Source organism: Promicromonospora vindobonensis (assembly GCF_042685865.1).
Lineage (GTDB): Bacteria > Actinomycetota > Actinomycetes > Actinomycetales > Cellulomonadaceae > Promicromonospora > Promicromonospora vindobonensis.
Genome location: NZ_JBHUOG010000002.1, coordinates 834,252 through 854,842, shown reverse-complemented (window position 1 = coordinate 854,842; position 20,591 = coordinate 834,252). Strand labels below are relative to the sequence as shown.

13 protein-coding genes are annotated in these 20,591 nt (G+C 72.9%); 5 read left to right on the top strand and 8 right to left on the bottom strand.

The genetic code is table 11. The features are described 5' to 3' along the window. Positions 1-41: 41 nt before the first annotated feature. Both ACFS27_RS16975 and ACFS27_RS16970 read right to left on the bottom strand, forming a co-directional pair. Positions 42-1,466, bottom strand: coding sequence for an Nramp family divalent metal transporter (locus ACFS27_RS16975; RefSeq protein WP_377185161.1), 1,425 nt, complete (start codon positions 1,464-1,466; stop codon positions 42-44). A 67-nt stretch (positions 1,467-1,533) separates the two neighbouring features. After that, positions 1,534-3,000 carry a serine hydrolase domain-containing protein gene (locus ACFS27_RS16970; RefSeq protein ID WP_377185159.1) on the bottom strand — a complete coding sequence of 489 codons (1,467 nt, stop codon included), beginning with the start codon at positions 2,998-3,000 and terminating at the stop codon, positions 1,534-1,536. Positions 3,001-3,090: 90 nt separating this feature from the next. On the opposite strand from ACFS27_RS16970, the gene ACFS27_RS16965 reads away from it, so the two are divergent. Then, positions 3,091-3,495, top strand: coding sequence for a hypothetical protein (locus ACFS27_RS16965; protein ID WP_377185157.1), 405 nt, complete (start codon positions 3,091-3,093; stop codon positions 3,493-3,495). A 77-nt stretch (positions 3,496-3,572) separates the two neighbouring features. Beyond that, positions 3,573-4,973 (top strand): SMI1/KNR4 family protein, encoded by a 1,401-nt coding sequence (locus ACFS27_RS16960; RefSeq protein WP_377185155.1) that lies wholly within the window; start codon positions 3,573-3,575, stop codon positions 4,971-4,973. Between the two features lie 266 nt (positions 4,974-5,239). On the opposite strand, the gene ACFS27_RS16955 is transcribed toward ACFS27_RS16960, so the two are convergent. After that, entirely contained in the window at positions 5,240-6,139 is a 900-nt protein-coding gene (locus ACFS27_RS16955) for a helix-turn-helix domain-containing protein (protein WP_377185153.1), read from the bottom strand. A gap of 102 nt (positions 6,140-6,241) precedes the next feature. Here ACFS27_RS16955 and ACFS27_RS16950 point away from each other — a divergent pair, with 102 nt between their 5' ends. Together ACFS27_RS16950 and ACFS27_RS16945 are read left to right on the top strand one after the other, a co-directional pair. Continuing rightward, positions 6,242-7,414 (top strand): MFS transporter, encoded by a 1,173-nt coding sequence (locus ACFS27_RS16950; RefSeq protein WP_377185151.1) that lies wholly within the window; start codon positions 6,242-6,244, stop codon positions 7,412-7,414. A gap of 241 nt (positions 7,415-7,655) precedes the next feature. Then, on the top strand, positions 7,656-9,404 hold the full coding sequence (locus tag ACFS27_RS16945; RefSeq protein WP_377185149.1) for an HNH endonuclease signature motif containing protein: 1,749 nt from the start codon (positions 7,656-7,658) through the stop codon (positions 9,402-9,404). A 200-nt stretch (positions 9,405-9,604) separates the two neighbouring features. On the opposite strand, the gene recD is transcribed toward ACFS27_RS16945, so the two are convergent. Genes recD through ACFS27_RS16920 form a run of 5 tightly spaced genes read right to left on the bottom strand, consistent with a single transcriptional unit; the run spans position 9,605 to position 19,552 of the window. Then, positions 9,605-11,446, bottom strand: coding sequence for an exodeoxyribonuclease V subunit alpha (recD, locus tag ACFS27_RS16940; RefSeq protein ID WP_377185147.1), 1,842 nt, complete (start codon positions 11,444-11,446; stop codon positions 9,605-9,607). Beyond that, the gene (locus tag ACFS27_RS16935; RefSeq protein ID WP_377185145.1) at positions 11,443-14,850 is read right to left on the bottom strand and encodes a UvrD-helicase domain-containing protein; all 3,408 of its coding nucleotides are present in this window, start codon (positions 14,848-14,850) and stop codon (positions 11,443-11,445) included. The genes recD and ACFS27_RS16935 overlap by 4 nt, the downstream gene beginning before the upstream one ends. Beyond that, complete coding sequence (gene recC / locus ACFS27_RS16930) at positions 14,850-18,227, bottom strand: exodeoxyribonuclease V subunit gamma (RefSeq protein WP_377185143.1); 3,378 nt, start codon at positions 18,225-18,227, stop codon at positions 14,850-14,852. The genes ACFS27_RS16935 and recC overlap by 1 nt, the downstream gene beginning before the upstream one ends. Positions 18,228-18,250: 23 nt before the next feature. Next, on the bottom strand, positions 18,251-18,592 hold the full coding sequence (locus ACFS27_RS16925; protein WP_377185141.1) for a hypothetical protein: 342 nt from the start codon (positions 18,590-18,592) through the stop codon (positions 18,251-18,253). 45 nt (positions 18,593-18,637) lie between these two features. After that, positions 18,638-19,552: a phosphotransferase family protein gene (locus ACFS27_RS16920; RefSeq protein ID WP_377185139.1), complete on the bottom strand. Its 915-nt coding sequence runs from the start codon at positions 19,550-19,552 to the stop codon at positions 18,638-18,640. Between the two features lie 96 nt (positions 19,553-19,648). Between ACFS27_RS16920 and ACFS27_RS16915 the strand changes: the two genes are divergently transcribed. Beyond that, on the top strand, positions 19,649-20,443 hold the full coding sequence (locus ACFS27_RS16915; protein ID WP_377185137.1) for an alpha/beta fold hydrolase: 795 nt from the start codon (positions 19,649-19,651) through the stop codon (positions 20,441-20,443). Positions 20,444-20,591 lie beyond the last annotated feature (148 nt).

Sequence of the window (20,591 nt, the reverse complement as noted above, 5' to 3'; positions counted from 1 at the left end):
CGTGGCGAGGGTCACTCCGGGCGGCCCGCCTGCCGGAGGTGTCAGCCGGCCACCGTGGTGACGACCGAGTAGATCCCGAGCGCCATGATGGCGACGGCGCTGACGATGAGCGCGAGGTAGATGAAACGCCCTCCGCGCAGCTCCGGCTCGATGCGGCTGCGCAGGTAGAGCGCCGAGACCGCGACCGCCGCCAGGAAGATCCCGCCCGCGATGCCGCCGATCATGATCATCACCAGCGGGGAGTTGATCCAGAGGAAGGTCAGCAGCCACACGGTCGGCAGGGCGGCGATGAAGACCCGCATCCACCGGTTGCGCGCACGGCTGTCGGACCAGTCGAAGACCCCGACGATCGACAGCGCGTTGGCCCAGGACCGCGACCACGACGGGATCGCCGCCCAGATCGTCGACCCGAGGGCCGCCAGTGCGCCGATCAGGAACACGATCCGGCCGGTCTCGCCGAAGACGCCCGCGAAGGTCTCGGACAGCGTCAGGATCATCTCGTTGCCCTCGGGGAAGAGGCCCTGCGGGTGCAGGACCGCCGCCCCGAGGACGTAGAACGCCGCGGTCGAGACGGTGTAGATCACCCAGGAGACCAGCGCGTCCTTCTGCATGACGGCGATCCAGCCGCGAGCACGACGCCGGTAGGCCTCCGAGCCGTCGTTCGGCCCGGACCACCGCGCGTACCCCTTCTCGAGGCACCAGTAGGTGTAGGCGGTGATCTCCTCCGATGCGACGCCGGTCAGGCCGAACATCGTCAGGGCGATCCCGATCGCACCGATCGGGAGCTGGAGACTGAGCCCGGACCCGAGGTCGGCGCCGGAGTAGGCGAAGTCGCTGAACGGCAACGCGATGACCACGAGGACCGTGACGACCACGAACGCCATGGTCAGGAAGGTGGCGACGTTCTCGATCAGCCCGTACCGGTTCGCGATCAGGCTCGCGATCGCGACCAGGGTCACGACGACGGCCCAGATCGCCACGGCGGCCGGCGAGAGCGGTCCGAGACCCAGCGGCAGGAGGATCGAGAGGCCGGCGGCCATGCCGCCGATCAGACCTCCGGTCTGGATCAGCTTGCTGATCGCCATCAGCGCCCACATCAGGAAGACCCAGCTGACCCGCCCGATCCGTGGCGGGACGCGGTTGTAGCCCTCCATGCCGCCCTCGCCGGTGACGATGGAGTAGCGCGCCATCTCCATCTGGACGGCCACCTTGACGATGGTCGAGACGAACACCAGCCAGAGCAGGACGAAACCCGCCTGCGCGCCGAGCGAGGTCGCGGTGATGAGCTCGCCCGCACCGACGACGGACGCGGAGACGATCAGGCCTGGGCCGAAGAACTTGGAGGAGGCACGCCAGCCGACGGGCGGCTCCTTCACCGCCGCGGCGTCCAGGGCGTACGGATCACCCCTGACGAAGCGCTCGGGGGGTGTGTTCTCGACGTCGGAGTGAGGGGTGGGTGCGGTCAACGGTGACTCCTGGGCGTGACGTGGTCCCCCGGTGAGCCGAGGGTGCCCAGCACCCTACCCCCGGATTTCACCCGCGACGGTGCGGGGCCACGGAGCGAACCGAGGGCCCCGTACGCCGCCATCGCACGGTGCGCACCGTGATGAGCAGGACGCCCACCACCCCGGCGACGAGGACGAGCGTCGTCGCGGCAGGCCACAGCCCGAAGGCGTCCACGGGGGTGGCCGGGTTGTCCGGACCCGCCGTCAGCCCGAGGAAGAGAATCGCTGCCAGGACCGGCATGACGGCCTGCGGGAGCTGGCGCAGCACGAACCGCCACACCGGGAGACCCGTCCGGGAGGCGGACCACTGCCTGGCCCGCAGGACGCCGCGCGCCCCGAGCACGATCACGATGATGGTGAGCCCCGCCAGGGTCAGGTCGATGATCGTCGCGGTCGGGGCGCCCGGATCGGGTGTCCGTCCCTCGGCGAGCTCGATGAGGCCGGTACTGATCTCGAACGGGTGCTGGAACGTCGGCGTGTAGCTGTCGAGCAGGACCACCACGCCGTACCCGCTCGACGGCACGAGGTCGACGCGCGCGCTCCACCGGGTCAGGGAACCGTCGTGCCCCACCCGCGGCGGCTCGGCGGTGGACGTGTGCTGCCAGCCGAGCCCGTACGTCCCGGCGTTCGGCTGCACGGTGTGGGACTCCTTCACGAGCGCGGACGAGAGCAGCCGCTCCCCCTGCGCGGTGGTCCCGCCCCGCTGCTGCATCCCCAGCCAGCTGGTCATGTCGCGCGCGGTGCTCACCACTCCCCCGGAGCCGACGACGCTGCCGGCCAGCTCAGGGATCCGCAGGCTCGTCCCGTAGGCCGTCACATGGCCCTCGTCGAAGACCTCCGAGCCGGCGGCGGTGACGAACGAGCGTGTGTCGTGCATGCCGAGCGGGGCGAAGACCTCGTCCTGCAGATAGACGTCGAACGACTCCCCCGACACGACCTCGACCAGGTACGCAAGGGTCCAGTAGTTCAGGTTGCTGTAGCCGTACGCCTGGCCCGGGGCCGATGCGACGGTCAGCTCCGCGATGTGCCCGACATCGGCGGCGAAGTCACCGGTGGCGGGCACGATCATCGGGTTCGGCAGGCCGGAGGTGTGGTCGAGCAGCATCCGCACGGTGATGTCATCCGGATCGGTTCCGCCCACGGAGAACGACGGCAGGTAGTCCGTGACGGGCCCGTCCAGCTCCACCAGGCCACTGTCCACGAGCTGGAGGACGGCGAACGCGGTGATGGACTTGGACACCGAGGCCACCGGCATCGGGGTGTCGGCCGAGGCACCGCCCGCGCCGCCGGCCGTCACCACCTCTCCGTCCTTGACCACCGCGTAGGCGGCCCCGGGCAGTCCGTGACGCTGGACGTAGTCACCGACGTACGCGGCCGCCGGTCCGTCGACGACGTCCGTACTCGCGTGGGCGGGCACGGACCACGTCGTGACCAGCAGGGAGACCCCGAGCGCGGCGAGCAGACGACGGATCCGAGGCGGAGAGACGAGAGGCACGCGGCCAACCTACGGTGTCCGGCTCAGGGACCGCGACGCGCTGGGTCGAACGGCCTCGCACCCGTTGCGGCGTCGGGCAGAATCGCGGCCATGACCGAGGCCATCTCGCACACCCGCGCCTGGGGCTGCGGCGTTGCGTTCCTGTACGACCCTGTCCACGGCGACATCGTCGACACCGACCCTGACGTGCCGGTGACCACGTCACCGACAGGACTGGACATCAAGGTGCGGCATGCCCAGGACTACGGCTGGGCGAACGGGGAGGAAGGCCCCGCCGTGACGACCATGCACATCGCACGACCCGGCGAGGACGCCCCTCCGCACCGCGCGGTCGTCGTCCGCGCGGTCGTCGTCGAGGCGACGCTCGAGACGCGTGGGGAGGGCTCCGGTCACGCTGCGGGCCGACTACCACTCCGGCCTGCCCCTGCCTGGGTTCGTGGCGGCCACTCCCTATCTCGTCGGGCAAATCAGGTCCCCGGCGGCGGTACGTTTTGACCGTGTCCGCGCAGGTCCGGCCCGGTAGCTCGCTCCGGCCCGCACGAGCTGCCCTTACGACCACTGGAGACGATCCGATGCCCGCACGCCCGGCCGAGACGGCCGAACCTGACACCCTGTCCGAGTTCGGGCCCTGGGAGCCTCTCCTACGCGTCGTGCGCGAGGCGCACCCCGAGCTGTCCGAGTGGTCCGCGACCGTTGGCCCGGGAGCGATGGGCGGTCTTCCCGGCCCGGTCGGCGACCCGTCGGAGTACTACCTGAAGGTCATGGAGGCAGCGCGACCCCTGAACGATGCCGTGACCGAGGCCGGCCGATCCGACGTCTCGTTCTCCGTCCGAATCGGGCCCGGCGAGCACGTCCTCGTGACGCTCGCTGCTGAGTCGTCGAGCGCTGCCATCCACCGCAACTTCGGAGTCAACACCGCCGGGCACGTGGTGCTGACCGACGACGCCCGCCCCGAGCCGGTCCGGCGTACACCGCAGGACTACCCCGAGCTCCGGCCGGCGGCGTCGACCGACCCGGCGCAGCTCGAACGCGTCCTGCGGGAACGGATGCCGGACACCGTGGGCGCGAGCGAGCGTGACCTCGCCGCACTGGAGGAGCGCCTCGGCGAACCGTTGCCCCCAGAGCTGCGTGCGGTACTGCGTGCGACTCCTACTGCGATGAGTGACAGCGGCCCGCCCGACGAGGATGACGAGCACCGCTGGGAGCGGGGTGTCCGAGCGCTCGGTGGGATCGAGCTGTTCGAGCTCGACGGCATCGAGTGGGCCTCGCACGCGGACCTGCGCAAGGGCATGCCCTTCGACGTCATGGCCCGCAGCGCCGTGGTCACCCGGCCCGACGCGGCAGTACAGGGCCTGGTGGACTCGCCGCGGTGGCTGATCATCGGCGACCACGGTGGCGGCAGCGGCGACTGGGTCGCGATCGACCTGGCGCCCGGCCCGGCCGGACACGTCGGACAGCTCGTGGTGCTCGACCACGAGTCCGACATCGGTGCGTGGCTCCTGGCCGAGTCGTTCACCGGCCTGGTGCTCGACGGCCCCATCTCGCCACCCCGGAAGAACCCGGGCCACGAGCCGCCAGCCGTCGTGATGATCAACAGCGCCGAGAACATGACGATCGAGGCGGCGGCCACCAGCGACCTCGAGGTGCTGCAGATCGGCTACTGGGACAACGAGCAGGCCGACCTGACCCCGCTGCTGGGCCTGCCCCGGCTGCGCACGCTGACGGCACAGCCCGGCAAGATCGCCGACCCGTTGGTGATCGGAGGACTCGACCGGCTCGAATACCTCGAGATCGGTCTGACCGAGTGGCAGGCCCTCCTCGCGGCGGACGCCATCCCGGACACCCTGCTCGCGGCGGGGATCTCCGGGTACAGCCTCGACCGGGACCAGGTCGACGACGTCTACGACCGCCTGATCCGGAGCCGGGGCGGCAGAGCCCTCACCGCCGTAACGATCGAAGGACGCCTCAGCTGACCCGAGCGCGTCAGTAGCTGTTCGGCGCCTTGACCGACTCTGCCAGTGCCACGGCTCCAGGTTGCACCCGGACGGCCCGGCGAACAGCGGGTACACCCCGCGACGCGAACCGGTTGAGGCCCGGGTCGTAGTTCCGGAACCTCACGTCATAGGTGCCCGACGCGCTTTCGAAACGCTTGGAGTTGTACCGGTACGCATTGAACGGCTTCGCCCCGGTCGCCGGGTCCTCAACCATCGGCTTGTCGATGCCCGTGGTTTCCGACTCATCAGTCCTTGAGGCTACGACCTACGCGTTCGATCCCTTGACCGTGCGTGGGAAGCCCGGAGTCAGGCACGCTGCGGAGCGCCGAGAGCACACGGTCCGGGTCCTGGGGGTCGTAGATCTCGATCCGGTGCTCGGGATAGCTGGCCTGCGCCCAGAGATCGAAGGTGGCGCTGAACTCTCCCGCAACCGGATGCCGAAACTGCTTGGTCCCGGAGATGCACTCACCGACGCGGCCCTCCGACCAAAGTGCCGCGAACGCCGGGTCCTTCATCACGAGCTCTCCGACGAGTGCCGCGAGGGCGGTGTCGTCCGGGTGCTTGCCGCTGATCATCCGGTGATAGGCGACGAGCTCGCCGGCTTCCTTTGTCCAGTCGGGATACAGCGCACGGGAGCGGGGGTCTAGGAAGAGCAGACGCGCCATCGACGGTCGCTCGCTCGCGATGCTAGGCGCGGACAACGGCAGGTGCGGCGCAACGAGAGCGTGCCCGAGCCGGTTCCAGGCGAGCACGTCGTTGCGACGCCCGAGGAGCAGGGCAGGGCGATCGGTGATGAAGTCGAGCATCGCGAGAGCTGCCGGGGCGGCGACCTCGGCGGGTGGCACCCCACGGCCTCCCGTCGAGGACCTCGCTCTCGACAGGTCCAGCAGGTGCTCAGTCTCGGTGACGGTGAGCTGAAGAGCCCGCGCCACCGCGAGGAGCACCTCGTCCGAGGCGTGCCGGCTGTGACCTTGTTCGAGGCGGGTGTAGTAGCCGATGCTCACGCCGGCGAGCTGCGCAACTTCCTCGCGCCGCAGTCCGCGCACCCGTCGACGGGCACCGTAGCCGGCGAGCGGGGTGTACTCGGGCAAGAGCTCGGCACGCTTGGCGCGAAGGAACTCACCGAGGGGGCCGGGACTCGTCATACAAGAAGGCTACGTACGTCGTTCTTGGCTAACCATTCCCTGTGATGAGTAGGAAAAAGGGGTATCTGGAAGCCGGTCGCACCCCGGCTGACGATGGCCGGCATGACATCGAGAACGCCGCTCCCTATCTATGCCCTGGCATTGACCTCGTTCGCGCTCGGCACCGCCGAGTTCGCCCCGAACGGCCAACTGCTGTCGGTCTCTGACGGCTTCGCCGTTCCGGTCGCCGATGCGGGGCTGATCACGACAGGGTTCGCAGTTGGCGCGACCATCGGCGGTCCGCTCGTCGCAGCGGCGACGCTCCGGGTGCCGCACAAGCGACTCGCCGTGCTACTCGTGTCGGTCTTCCTGGTCGCGAACGTCATCACCGCGCTCTCCCCCACGCTCCTCGCCGCTGTCATCAGCCGCGCCGTCGCGGGCGTCGTCCTGGGCACGTTCATGGGGGTCGCGGTCACCATCGCCAGCGACCTCGTCTCCGCGGCCCGACGCGGTCGCGCGATCGCACTGGTCTTTTCGGGCCTGACGATCGCGAATGTGCTCGGCGTGGTGATCGGCAACCTCGCCGGCAACGCCTGGGGATGGCGGAGCGTCTTCTGGTTCGTCACCGGTCTCGCGATCGTCTCGCTGATCGGCCTCGTCGCGGTGCTGCCCAGGCGGACCGAGGCCGGCGCCGCGCAGTCCGGGAGCGTCGGTACGGCGCTGCGGACCGGGCGGCTCTGGATGACGTACGCCGCGATGGCTCTGGCTTATTCGGGCCTGTTCACCATGTTCACCTACATCGAGCCAATCCTCCAAGAACGCACGGGCGTCTCGTCCGACAACGTGGTCTGGCTCCTCCTGGTGTTCGGCGTCGGACTTGTCATCGGCACCCACTTCGCGGGCAGCTTCGCCGACCGCTCCATCCGCGCCACCACGGTGACCGCGATGATCGCGCTCGTCGGCGTCCTCGTGGCGTTCTCCGTCCTCGACACCAACCTCGTGGCCGTCATCGTGCTGCTTCCCCTGCTCGGCGCCGCCGGGTACGGGATGGTTCCGCCGTTGCAGTCGTTCGCCGTCGAGATCGCCCGGGTGACCTCACCGTTCATCTCCGCCCTCGCGGCGGCGTCGTTCATGGCAGGTGTAAGCCTGGGCTCCGCCATCGGGGGCGAGATCCTCCGCCAAAGAGGCGGTTACGACGTTCTTCCGCTCGTCGGTGCCGGACTCACCATGGTCGGGCTGATCCTCTTCCTCGTCGTCACCACCGTGCACCAACGGGTCGTCCGGGCAACCCTTTGACGTGCACGCCGCGCCCACCGGGCGAGGTGCGGTCCAGCGGTCGGATCCGCCAGGAACGCGGGTCTCCGCCTGGCATACGGCGGCCGGATCGTCGCCGGTCCGCAATATCTCAGACCTCACAGGCGTCTTGAGAATGCCGCGAAGGGTTATCCACAGGTTTCAATGAGCGCGTGCCAATCGTACGGTTGTTCGAGATAATGGGTCAGCGGACAACGGCGAACGGGGCAGGGGGTGGGTACGGATGGGTCAGTCGGCGAACGGCACGCCCGGTGGTCTGCCTCGTGCGGGGTCGATCGAGGAGGTGTTGGCTCGGATCGAGGACGCGGTGGGTGACCTGGCGAACCTGGCCGGTCCCGGGGTGCTGGATGGGTGGGACGCGCCGTCTGTTGCCCGGTTGGTGGAGGCGCATGCCCGGGTCCGTCGGGTGGCGGGTCGTTTGGATGGTGTGCGGTACACGTTGTTGCCGCGGATCGAGGCCGAGGGTTCCTGGCGGTCGGGTGGGATGGCGCGCACGTTCAGGTCCTGGTTGCGGCTGCAGGAGGGCGTGTCCGCATACACGGCGGGGAGGGATGTGACGATGGCGCGCCGCCTGGCGACCGCGCTACCGGTGACGCGGGAGCGCCTGGTCGCGGGGACTCTGGGTGTGGACCACGCAAAAGTGATGACCGAGGTCGCCCCGACCAGCCAGACCCGCACGGACGCGTTGGCGTGGCTGATCGACACCCGCACCGGAGAGACGACCACGCCGGAGCGGTTCATCCAGACCGTGCCGGTCGACTTTCCCGACCCGGCCGACGACCCGGACGGGGCCCGGACCCGTGAGCTGGTCACGCAGGTGCTGGAGGGCGCGGTCACGCAGGGCACCCTCGTCACGGGTGAGGGTCTGGTGCTGCGGGAGGCGGGCTGGTTGAACGCGGACCAGTTTCGGGTGGTGGCGCGCCGGTTCGCGTCGGTGACCGATCCGGACACCGATGACGTGGAGGACGACAAGGCCGCGGCGGGGGAGTTCTTGGACCTGTCGAAGACGTTTGGTGGGTATCACGTCGCGGGGTTCTTGACCGATGAGCATGGTCTGCTGGTCTCGGCGGCGGTGAACGCGGTTATGGGCGGTCCTGCCGCGGAGGACTCGAGGACGCCTGCGCAGCGTCGGGCGCAAGGCCTGGCTGACGTGGCCCGCATGGTGCTGGACACGAACCAGGCCTCTCCGGGGGCGGCGATCGCGCCTCATCTGAATGTCACGGTGTCGTGGACGGAGCTGGTCACCCAGGTCATCCGCACCCGTGACGGGTTGTGCCTCACCTGCGGACAGACAGCACCGGGCCGCGGCGCCCAGGCCGGCACTCCAGGCGGTGGCGTGGCAGGCGCGAGCAACCCCGGTACGGCCGGTGGAGGCGCAACCATCTGGGATGCAACCAGCACGGGCGGGGGCGCGACGGGCGCGGCGACGATGTCCGGGTTGTTGTCGACTGGCGGTCCGGTGTTCACCGAGACCCGCGGGCGGGCGCCGCGGGCGTTGGTGCGCCGGTTGGCGTGCGACAGCGCCGTCACGAGGATCGTGTTCGGACCCGACGGTGCCGCACTGGATGTCGGACGTGCGCGACGGACGGTGACGGGGCAGATGCGTCGCGCGGTGATCGCCCGTGACGAGCATTGCGTGTATCCGGGGTGTGACCAACCGCCGTCGCGGTGCGAGGTCCACCACGCGGTGACCCACTGGGCCGATGGTGGGGAGACGTCGGTCGCGAACAGTGCGTTGCTGTGCTGGTTCCATCACCAGCTCGTCGACACGCGTGGCATCACCATGCACTGGACCGGGAAGCCCACGACCGACACGCCCGGGATGCTGATCGAGACCGGGTGGGCGTTCACCGACGCCCGCGGCCACCGCATCCACCTACCCCAAGCCATCGACACCCCACCCCCAACCACCAACGACCCCCAGGACATCGACCCGACCGCGGAGCCACCGCCGGACACCGAAGCCGCCTGACCAGCAGGCCGCCGCCTCCGGCGAGGCAGGCAGGCCCGCAGCCTGACCAGCACAGCAGGCGCTCGAGACCCGACTACCGGACCGGTCCCCCTTGGCGGACCGGGTGATGCAGGAACACTCCACGCCCTGAGCCCACCCACCAGCCCCGCCTCGACCCAACCGGCGCGACCCAGCCCGAGAACAGCCCGGCTCAGCCCCGGCTAACCCCGCAACCGCGCCGCCAGGCCCGTCGCCCGCCGCGCCCGCCGCTCGACCGCCGCCCGCACCGCGTCCGGGGTGCCGACGACCCGCACCCGGCGCCGCGCCCGCGTGACCGCCGTGTAGAACAGCTCGCGGGTCAGCAGCGGTGCGGCCTCGTCCGGCAGCAGGACCGTCACCGTCTCGGCCTGGCTGCCCTGGCTCTTGTGCACGGTCATGGCGTGCAGCGTCTCGACGTCACCGAGCCGCGAGACCGCGAACGACGCGCCACCCACGTGGGCGCGCAGCCTCTCGCCCTCGGCGACCACCACGCCGGTATCGCCGTTGAACAGTCCGAGGCCGTAGTCGTTGGCCGTGATCAGCACCGGCCGCCCGGGGTACCACTCCGCGCCGGCCGCGGCGCCGAGGTAGGCGCCGGAGGCCTCGCCGAGCCAGCGCTCGACCTGCCTGTTCCAGTGCGCGACACCCCACGGGCCCGCACGGTGGGCGCAGAGCAGCCGGTGCCGTTCGGCCATGGCGAGCGCCCCCGCCGCGTCGCCCGCCAGCGCCAAGCCGCGCACGTCGAGGGCGTGCCGCGTCAGCTCGTCCTGGAGACCGGTGAGTCCGGCCTCGTCGTCGGGGTGCACGAGCTCCACGACGCCGTCGCCGGCCGCCAGGACCGCGAGCACCGCTTCGGGGTCGCCGCCCTGGATCGCGGCGGCCAGCCGGGTGATCGCGGCGCTCTCCGAGCGGTGGTCGGTGACCAGGGCCGCGACGACGTCGCCGTCGCGCTCACCGAGCCCGGTGACGAGGTCGGCGAGGACCGCGCCTGCCTCGACGGAGGCGAGCTGGTCCGGGTCGCCGACGAGCACGAGCCTCGCGTCGGGGCGTACGGCCTCCAGCAGCCGGGCCATGAGGGTGAGCGAGACCATGGACGTCTCGTCGACGACGACGACGTCGTGCGGCAGGCGGCCCACGCGGTCGTGCCGGAACCGGGTGCTCGACCCGGGCCGCCAGCCCAGCAGCCGGTGCAGCGTGCCCGCCTGGAGCCCGGAGAGCCGGCGCCGGTCGTCGGCGGTGAACTCCGGCCGCCCGGGCTCCGGGCGGGCGCCGAGCGCATCGGCCACCGCTTCCTGCAGGCGCGCGGCCGCCTTCCCGGTCGGCGCCGCGAGCGCGATGCGCAGCCGTCGCCCGCCGCTGTGCTCGGCCTGCTCGGCCAGCAGGGCCAGCAGGCCGGCCACCGTGGTCGTCTTGCCGCGTCCGGGGCCACCGGTGAGCACCGTGGTCGAGCGGCGCGCGGTGGACAGTGCCGCGGCGCGCTGCTCGGCGTAGGCGTCGCCGGGGAACAGCCGGGCGGCGCTGCGCTCGAGCAGCGGCTCGTCGACCGCGGGCGCCGGCGCGCCGAGCCGCGCGACGAGGTCGTCGTGCACCTGCTGCTCCTCGCGCCAGTACCGGTCGAGGTAGAGCAGGCCGAGGTCGGCCCGCACGACCGACCGCTCGGCGAGCGGGCTGGCCGCGACGCGGTCGAGCCAGCCCCCGGCCGCCGGCCAGGGCAGCGGGACGTCGTCGGTCCCGGCCCCGCCGGTCCCCACAGCATCGACGGCCCCGCCACCCCCGCCGTCGCCGAACGAGCCCAGGTCCACGCAGACCGACCCCTGCCGCACCGCGCGCACGGCGAGCGCGACGGCGAGGCGCACGGTCTCGTCGTCCTCGCCGACGACGTCGGCCGTGCGGCGCGCGACGTGGACGTCGGCGGCCGTGAGCACCCCGGCCTCGTTGAAGGTGCGCAGGAGCCCGGTTGCGCCCCTGGCCAGGCGGGCGTCGTGCGGGTCGTCGCTGGTCCACCGCTCGATCGCCGGGGTCATGCTGCGTCCTGACCCGCGGCGCCGTCGAGCAGGTCGGACAGCGCGACCAGGAGTGCAGCGGGCGTCCGCCACGAGAACACGCCGGTGGGGCTGCCGTCGGCGTCTGGGCTGTCCGGCCCCGCCATGCCGCGCACGAACAGGTAGAGCGCCCCGCCCAGGTGGGTGTCGGGGTCGTAGCCGGGGAGCCGCCAGCGCAGGTAGCGGTGCAGCACCACGCCGTACAGGAGAGCCTGCAGCGGGTAGTGCGAGTGCAGCATGGCCTCGGCCATGCGGGGCCGCGAGTAGTCGGAGACGGCGCGGCCGAGGAAGTTCGTCTTGTAGTCGACGACGAGGAACCGCCCGCTCGGCAGCCGCAGGACGGCGTCGACGGAGCCGGTGAGGTAGCCCCGCAGGGGCTGGTCGCCCAGGGCGGGCTGCCCGAGGCGGTCGGCGTAGGCGGCGAGCGGGTCGTCGGCCGGCAGGTGCGCGCGCAGCAGCGGGCCGAGGTCGCCCAGCCTCGCCTCGGACCTGCCGGGTCCGCTGAGGTCCCCGCCGGCCAGCGGCAGCTCGAACGTCAGCTCCCGCAGCCGGTCCGGCAGCCCGATCTCGCCGAGCGTCAGGCAGTCGGCCAGCGGCCCGAGGGGCGTGCGGTGCAGCGGCACGAGCCCTTCGGCGAGTGCAACGGGGTCCGCCTGCACCGGCCACCAGCGCAGCTGTTCGGTGACGTGCTCCAGCAGCTCCGCGCGGAGGTCGGGGGCGTGCGGGTCGGTGTCCTCCAGCACCGCGTGCACTAGCGACCCGAAGGCGGCGCCCATGGGCAGGTCGGCCATCGGCGACGCCGCGGCGTCGGGCGCCACGAGCTCCTCGACCTCGGCCACGACCTCGGCCTCGGGTGCGCCGGGCTCGTCGTCCTTGCCTGCGGCCTCTGGCTCGCTGCTCACGTCTGCGCCGTTCACCCCTGCGCCGTTCACCCCCGCGCCGTCGGCGGCCTGGATGAGGCCGCTGTACGACGTCCGACGCCACGCGGTGTCGACGCCGCGGCCGAACGTGCGCGCCTCGAACGGCGCGTGCCGGCCGGCCGGGGCGGGGGCGGACGCCGCCGTGGGCACGGCGAGCTCGGCCGCCGGGCCGCCCAGCTCCTCGAGCAGCCCCAGCACCCGGGTGGCGTAGTCGTCATTCTTGACCGGCTGCGTGTCCGGTACCTCCCGCGTGCCGGGGGTGCGGCCGAACAGGAGGCGGTGCAGGCCGCTGGTCGGGGTGCTCGACGTCGGCGCCCACCACGCCACGACCTGCGACTGCGCGCGGGTCAGGGCCACGTAGAGCTTGCGCAGCTCCTCGCCGTCCTCCTCGGCGCGGTGCCTGGCGCAGTGCGCGTCCCAGTGCGTGCCGGAGCCGGAGACGTCGATCGTCCGTGCGCCCCCCTCGTCGTGATAGAGCGCGATCTCGACCGGACGCGGGTAGTTGTCGTAGCCGAACGGCAGGTACACCACGGGGTACTGCAGCCCCTTGCTGCCGTGCACGGTGACGATCTGCACGGCAGCGGCGTCGGAGTCGAGGCGGCGCGGCCGCTCGGCGGTCCCGGTCCGCCGTCGCTCGTCGCGGAACCAGGCCACCAGGGCGGTCAGCCCCAGCGACTCGGTGGCGCTCAGCTCGTGGAGCAGCTGCCCCAGGTGGCGGACGTCGGTCAGCAGACGCTCGCCGTCCGCCTGGGCGAGCAGCCGACCGCTCAGGCCGCGCTCCTCCGCGGCCTCGAGGAGCGCGGCGACGCCCCGGTGGCGCACCAGGAGTGCCCAGCCGTGCAGGGTGTCGGCGTCCCGTGCGGTCAGGTCCTCGCCGCCGGCGTCGAGGTCGGCGGCGGTACGGCCGAGGAAGCACGTCAGGGCGGCTGCGCGCACCAGGCCGGAGCGGTGGGGCGACTCCAGCGCCTCCAGGAGGGTCAGCCACTCGTCGGCGGCGGGTGTCTCGAACACGTCACCGCCGGACATCACGGCCGCGACGCCGCGCTCGGCGAGCGTGTCCTGCACGAGCCGGCCGTGCGCCCGGGTCGAGACGAGCACGGCGACGTCGCCGGCGACCAGGGGGCGCCCGTCCCACGTGGCACCCGAGGCGAGCAGCTCCGCGACGTCGGCGGCGAGGTCGGCCGCGACGTGCTGGCGCGCCGCGCCGACCTGGATCAGGCTGCCCTTGACCTTGGGCAGCCCGTCGCGGAGCACCTGCCGCAGCCGGACCGGTGCGGGGTGCGGCGCGCCGGCCAGCCGGCTCCCGGCGCTCTCGGCCGTCACCGGGTGCACCACGATCTCGTCGTGGCCGAGCGCCGCGTTGCCCAGCAGCACGCCGAGCGTGTCGACCAGCGGCGCATCCGAGCGCCAGTTGGTGCCGAGCGTCGCGCGCGTGCTGGCGCCCCGCGCGGCGTCGAGGTAGGCCACGACGTCTCCGCCGCGGAACGCGTAGATCGCCTGCTTCGGGTCGCCGACCAGCACCATGGCCTGGGCCCGCGCCTCCGGCTGACCGGCCGCCTCCGGCTGCCCCGTCATCTGCCCCGCCACCGGACCCGCGCCGAAGGCCCGCTCCAGCACCTGCCACTGGACGGGGTCGGTGTCCTGGAACTCGTCGACCAGGACGACCTTCCAGCGCTCGCGCATCCGCGCGCCGACGGCGGTGCCACCGTCGCCCGACGCCGGGTCGAGGGCGTCGGCGAGCCGCCCGAGCAGGTCGTCGTAGGACAGGATCCCGAGGCGCCGCTTGCGTCGCTCCATCTCCGTGCGCACATCGTGCGCGAACGAGACGCGGGCCGAGCCGACGGCGTCGGCCGGGTCGGCGTCGGCGAGCGCGGCGCGCGGGTCCTCGACGGCACGGACGGCGACCTTGAGCGCGCTCGCCCGGTCGAACGGCGGCGGTTCGGTGTCGTTGCCGTACCGGCGCAGGTACAGGTCGTCGACCACCTCGACGGTGAGCTCCGCGAGGGACTCGACCAGCTCGGCACCCGGCTCGGTGTCCCCCGCCACGCCCAGCGAGCGCAGCACGAGCTGGCAGAACTGGTGGATCGTCGCGATGGTGGCGTGGTCGAACGCGGCCAGCGCGTCGGCCAGGCGCCGGTGCCGGGCGGCCCGCTCGGCGTCGTCGACGTCGAGCAGCGCCGCGAGGACCGCGTCCACCGGACCGGTGTCGCGGCCGGCCAGGGCGGCGGCGAACGTGCGCTCCGCCCGCAGCAGGGCGCCGCGCCCCCGGTCGCGCAGCTCCTGGGTCGCGGCGCGGCCGAAGGTCACCACGAGCATCTGGTCGAGCGGTACGACGCCCTCTGCGACGTACCGGGTGACGAGCGCGCCGATCGCGTAGGTCTTCCCTGTACCTGCGCTCGCCTCCAGCAGCGCCGTTCCCCGCGGCAGCGGGCCGGCAGGATCGAAGACACCGTCGAAGACGTCCATCAGTCGCTGAACCTCTCGTTCTCCAGCAGCGGGCCCCACACGCGCATCGCGAGCGCGCCGAAGCGGGTCGTCTCCCCCGGGTGCTCCTCGCCCGGCCGTGGTTCCCCGCCGGTCCCGGGCAGCGGGGCGGCCGGTCCGTGGACGCGCACGTGCTCGGGGTCGGCACCCTCGCCGTCGAACCGGCCGTCGGACCATCTCTGCCCGGCCCGGTACCGCGCGTCGGCGGGGTCTGCGCCGGTCCGGCGGGCGTCGGCGTAGGCGGCCGACGCCTTGACCGGCAGCGGCAGGGGCTCGGTCAGCCCGCGGTCGCGCAGCGCGACCAGGTCGCGCAGCAGGTCGAGGGCCGTGTGGTCGAGCGGCCCCAGCCGCGAGCCCTGCCAGGTCTTCGGCGACCGGGGGTTCGCGGGCCGGCCGAGCGTGTAGGCGACCCAGGGGCGGTCGTCGTCCGACGCCGCGAGCGCGAGCAGCCGGAGCCAGGACTGCAGGCGGTGCCTGCCGCCGAGCCGGCTGTACGACACCGCGATCGGGCGGTCCCCGTGCACCCCTGGCACGGTGCCGCGCAGGCTGCGCCCGTCGCCCAGTTCGACGGCGACGTCCACGCCGCGCGCCGGGCTGGCGCGCAGTCCCGCTGCGGCCTCGGCGAGCGGGCCTACCTCGTCGGCGATCCCCCGCAGAAGGCGCCAGCCCAGGCGACCGGGCGGGAGCTGCCCGCGCCGCCACTCCTTCTGCACGGCGTCGGGGAGGGCGGTGCCGTCCAGCACGTCTCGCAGCACCCGCTCGCCCGCGGCCCAGCGGCCCAGGCCGTCGAGCTCGACGGGCAGCCCGTCGTCGAGCGGCTCCTCGTCCCAGGCGCGGCCGACGTCGAGGCGCTGGGTGAGGAACCCGCGCACCGGCGAACGGTAGAAGGCGAGCAGGTCGTCGAGTGCTACGACGCCGTCGCTCTCCGCGGCTGGGCGCTCCGGGAGCGGCTCGGCGAGGAACGGCGCTGCCGGCGTGCGCGGGCCGGCCGCTGCGCGGGCTCCGGCCAGGGCTGCGTGGTCGAACGTGAAGGCAGAACCGGGCACGAGGGCGCCGGGCTCGACGGTGCGCCGGTCGAAGGGCTGCAGCGGGTGACGGACCGTCACGGCCCGGGACACCGGGTGCCCGTCCGGCGTGTGTGCCGTCTCGTCGAGCGCGTCGAGCAGCTCGCCGAGCGGGACAGCGGGGGGCCGCTCCTGGCCCGAGTACTCGTCGGCGCCGCTGTAGGTCACCACGAGGGTCTCGGTCGCGGCGAGGATCGCGTCGAGGAACAGCTGCCGGTCCTCGCTGCGTGGGTCGCGCTCGCCCGTCCGTGGGTCGCGCGCCAGCAGGTCGTCGCCGTCGGTGACCCCGACGCGTGGGAACACGCCGTCGTCGAGGCCCAGCAGCGCGACGACACGGTGGGGCACGGACCGCATCGGCACGAGCGTGGCGACCGTCAGCGTGCCGGTGCGGAAGTTGGCGCGGGTCGGGCGGCCGGCCACCCGGTCGGCGAGCAGGGCCCGCACGTCCGGCAGCCGCAGGGACACGGCCGGGTCTGCCGCGCCGGCCCGCACCCGGGCGAGCTCCCGCCGCACCTGCGCGAGCTGCCACGCGTCGGTGGCCGACACGGAGGTGAGCGCCGCGACGCCGTCCTCGAGCACGGTCAGCCAGTGCTCGAGCGGATGCGCGCCGACGAGCGCGTCGGTGACGTCACGCAGCCGTTCCACGAGCTCGGTCAGCCGGCCGACCAGCTCGACCTGCCCGCTGCCGACGTCGTCGAGCGGCAGGGTGCGCTCCAGCCAGGTACCGGTGTCGTCCGACATCGCTACCCCCGCAAGAAGCCGGTCCACGCCCGCCTGCCAGGTGCCGGAACCGTAGTCGGCGAGGCCGTAGTCCGCGCGGTGCTCGGCGTCGAACCCCCACCGCACGCCGGTCTCGCGCGCCCACCGCGCGAGCTGTTCCAGGTCGTCGTCGCGCAGCCCGAACCGGCGGCGCACCGGCCCGGCGTGCGCCAGGTCCACCACGTCGCCGACCCCCGCCCGCCCGCCCGCGAGGTCCAGGAGCCGGGCCACGACGGCGAGCAGCGGGTTGGTGCGGTCCAGCGCCCGGTCGGCGAGGCGCACGCGCAGACGGTGCGCGGGATGACCGTGCGGCCCGACGACGTCGGCGAGCCCGAAGGTCGCCGTGACCAGGGGCGCGTACGTCTCGATGTCGGGGCACATGACGAGGACGTCGCGCGGCTCGAGGGTCGGGTCGTCTGCCAGCAGGCCGACCAGCACGTCGCGGAGCACCTCGACCTGCCGCACCGGGCCGTGGCAGGCGTGCACCTGGACCGAGCGGTCGGCGGGATCCAGCGGGCGCGCGCCCGCGTCGCCGACGGCGTCGGCCCGCAGGTCGTGCTGGAGCATGCCCAGGAGGGTGGAGGGCTCCGTGCCGACATCGTCGGCCGGGTCGTCATTGGCCGAGTCGTCATGCAGGTCGATCACCGACAGCGTGCGCTGGAGCTCGCGCGTGTCGCGGCCGAGCGTGGCCAGGAGCCGGTGCCCGACGCGTTCGTGGGAGCGGTCCGTGGCGCGGTCGACGGGGCCGCCGAGGTCCGCGAGCGCCGACCAGAGCGTGGCCGAGGGGTGTGGCAACCACAGGTGCACGTCGCGGTGCGCGCCGAGCGCACCCACCAGCTCCACCTCGGTCGAGGCCAGGCGCGTGTGGCCGAACAGGGACAGGCGCGCGGGCAGGTCGAAGGCGCCGGGTTCGGCGCGCAGCCGTTCGACGACGGCGGTCCGCCGCACCTGCGGTGGTTCGGCGTCGACCCGCTCCGCCAGCGCCCGCCACAGCGGCGGCTGCCACGCGAGGTCTGCGGGCACGGGGCGCCCGCACCCGTCGGTGTCGCGGCCCTCTGCCCAGTCGGCGACGAGCGCCGGCCGCTGGGTCGCGTAGCCGGCGAAGAGCCGGGCCAGCCGTCGGGCGACGGCGAGCCGCCGGCCACGCCGCAGGTCGCCCTCCTCCCCCGGCATGCCGTGGCCGAGGTGCTGGGCGAGCAGCGCGGCCCACGGCTCGTCAAGGCACTCGTCGACCGCCGTCAGCAGCGGCCAGGTCAGCGCCTCCGGCGCCCACGGGTCGTCGTCACGGGTACCGGTGACCTCGGCGAACAAGGACCCCGGCGAGCGCAGGTCCACGCCGGCACACACCCCGTCGTCGCGCCCGGGAGCTGCGCCCAGCCGGTGGCTGAGCCGCTGCGCGAGCCAGCGCTCGACGCCGCGGGCCGGCACCACGACGACCTCCGTCGCGAACGGGTCCTCCGGTGGCACGGCCAGCAGGTCCCCCAGCCCCTGCACGAGCAGGTCCGTGCGCGACGCACGGTGGAGGACGACTGGCATGGCGCCAACGTATAACGCGCCAGCTACCTGCCGCCGTCGTCGTCGGGCGTGTCCGGGACGGGACGGCCGCGCCGTCCGACGACGTAGCCGGCCGCACCGCCGAGCAGGAGCGCGCCGGCGCCCGAGAGCAGCGCCACCGTGCCGGCCGACGAGGGGCCGACCGACGAAGGGCCGGCCGGCCAGAGTCCGCCCGGGGCGTAGGTCGTGTCCGACAGTGGTGCGTACGCGAACCAGCCGTACGACGGCGTGCGGCTCTCTGCCCACACGGCGGCGCCCAGCAGCACGAGACCGAGGACGACGAGGGCCGCGAGGACCACGCGTACGGTGCCCGCCGGACGGGACGACGAGGGCTGGGGTGCTGTCATGTCGGCCATCTTCCCGGGGCACGTCGCCGAGGACAACCGAGATCCTCAGCCGTTGGCTACAGCTCCGGTCGCCGCACCGCCCAGGTGGTCGGCCAGGGCCCGGGCGCGCTGCTGCACCCTCGCGACGCCCGCCGCATCGTTGTACGCGGCATAGGGCGGCCATTCGAAGACGTAGACGGCGAGCTCCTCGAGCAGGGCCGCCCGCTCGAGCTCTGCGGGGTCGGCGACGGTAGGCCGGTGGGCGAGATAGTCACGGACGAGCGCCGACGGGACCTGCACCCCGGCGGGCGTGGCCCGGACACTCAGGAACGCGAGGTCCGCGGAGGCTCTGCCGAGGCCGGCGGGCTGCCAGTCGCAGAACGCCGGCCCCCGTTCGCCGTGCACGATGTTGCCGGTGTGGCAGTCCCCGTGGACGAAGGCCGTCGGCTGAGCATCGAGCCGGGCGAAGATCTCGTCCCGGTTCGCCAGCAGCCCCTCGAGGGCGGGCAGGACCGGCGCCCAGAACGCACGGATCTGGTCGTGGTCCGGGGTGGCCAGCGCCGTCCCCAGCGGGTCCGGTCGCGACCAGTCCCCGTCGGGCAGCGGCATGCTGTGGACCTCGGCGAGATCGCGGGCGAGCCGCGACCAGTCCTGGTCGGTCCAGGCGGACGCCGGGCGCTCCGTCCCGACGTCGGACAGCAGGAGAGCGATGCCCCCGGAGGTGCACAGGATGTCGAGCAGCACGGGCGTCGCGACCGGCGTCGTGGGCGCGACCTGCTGGTAGAACCGCAGCTCGCGCTCCGCCTTTGCCATCGCCCCCGTGCCCAGCCCGACGGGAGTGGCCTTGAGGTACCCGCGCTCCCCGTGCGGAGTTCGTACCGAGTACACCCCGGCACCGGACCTCGCCTCCGTGGGCGGGGCCGCGTCCGTGCGCACGGCCCCGAAGGCGCCCAGCGCCTCGGTCAGCAGATCAACGGTCATCGACATCCTCCAGCGAACGGGCTGCCCCGTAGCGATCGAACACTACTGGAGAGCACCGGGACGCCCGTCCGGCCGCTGCCAGGGAGGATGGGGCCCATGGAAACACTGTTCGCCGCCGCCGACGGGTTCCCGTTGGCGGTGCAGACAGGAGGCCCGCAGGACGCCCCGGCGCTGCTGCTGCTCCAGGGCCAGGCGAACTCCCACTCCTGGTGGCGCGGGCTCCGCGGGGCGTTCGAGGGTAGCTTCCGGACGATCACGATGGACTATCGCGGCACGGGACGGAGCCGCGGCGAGGTGGGCCCGTGGACGACTGCCGGCTTCGCGGCGGATGCTGCCGCCGTGCTCGACCACGTGGGCGTCGACGCTGCGCTGGTCTACGGCACCTCGATGGGCGGACGCGTCGCCCAGATGCTCGCCGTGGACCACCCTGATCGTGTGACGGCGATGGCACTGGCATGCACCTCCCCCGGCGGCACCCACGCGGTCGAACGAGGCCAGGACGTCCGCCGCGCACTCGCCAGGGCGTCGTCGGGCGAGCGGCTGCGGCTCCTGCACGACCTCTTCTACACGCCGCACCGGCCGCGCCCTCCGCGGGAGAGCGACCTGCTGGGCGATCCGAGCATGGGCCGGCGGGAGGCCGGTGCCCATCTGCGCGCGAGCGATCAGCATGACGCCTGGGATGCCCTGCCCTCGATCGCCGTACCGACGCTGGTCCTGCACGGCGGGGACGACCGGATGACTCCCGCGGCCAACGGCGTCCTTCTGGCGGAACGGATCCCTGGTGCCCGGCTGGAGATCTTCCCACGCGGACGCCACGGGTTCTTCGACGAGTTCTCGGCAGAGGTGAACCCCGTCGTCCTCGGCTTCCTGGAGCCCCACCTCGTTCGCTGAACCAGCCTCCTGAGCTCATGTCCGCACGACGACGTCCGCACGACCACGTCCGCTGGAACGGCGAGCCATTCGACGTCCCGAGCACGAGCCGCCCCTTGTCGATACGGCGGTCACCCTCTACTGTCTACCGTTAACGGTAAACGAAAGG

Excerpts from the sequence above, each read along its gene's own strand:
- ACFS27_RS16965 (WP_377185157.1), top strand. The coding sequence starts at position 3,091 with ATGACCGAGGCCATCTCGCACACCCGCGCCTGGGGCTGCGGCGTTGCG.
- ACFS27_RS16960 (WP_377185155.1), top strand. The coding sequence starts at position 3,573 with ATGCCCGCACGCCCGGCCGAGACGGCCGAACCTGACACCCTGTCCGAG.
- ACFS27_RS16955 (WP_377185153.1), bottom strand. The coding sequence starts at position 6,139 with ATGACGAGTCCCGGCCCCCTCGGTGAGTTCCTTCGCGCCAAGCGTGCC.
- ACFS27_RS16950 (WP_377185151.1), top strand. The coding sequence starts at position 6,242 with ATGACATCGAGAACGCCGCTCCCTATCTATGCCCTGGCATTGACCTCG.
- ACFS27_RS16945 (WP_377185149.1), top strand. The coding sequence starts at position 7,656 with ATGGGTCAGTCGGCGAACGGCACGCCCGGTGGTCTGCCTCGTGCGGGG.
- recD (WP_377185147.1), bottom strand. The coding sequence starts at position 11,446 with ATGACCCCGGCGATCGAGCGGTGGACCAGCGACGACCCGCACGACGCC.
- ACFS27_RS16935 (WP_377185145.1), bottom strand. The coding sequence starts at position 14,850 with ATGGACGTCTTCGACGGTGTCTTCGATCCTGCCGGCCCGCTGCCGCGG.
- recC (WP_377185143.1), bottom strand. The coding sequence starts at position 18,227 with ATGCCAGTCGTCCTCCACCGTGCGTCGCGCACGGACCTGCTCGTGCAG.
- ACFS27_RS16925 (WP_377185141.1), bottom strand. The coding sequence starts at position 18,592 with ATGACAGCACCCCAGCCCTCGTCGTCCCGTCCGGCGGGCACCGTACGC.
- ACFS27_RS16920 (WP_377185139.1), bottom strand. The coding sequence starts at position 19,552 with ATGACCGTTGATCTGCTGACCGAGGCGCTGGGCGCCTTCGGGGCCGTG.
- ACFS27_RS16915 (WP_377185137.1), top strand. The coding sequence starts at position 19,649 with ATGGAAACACTGTTCGCCGCCGCCGACGGGTTCCCGTTGGCGGTGCAG.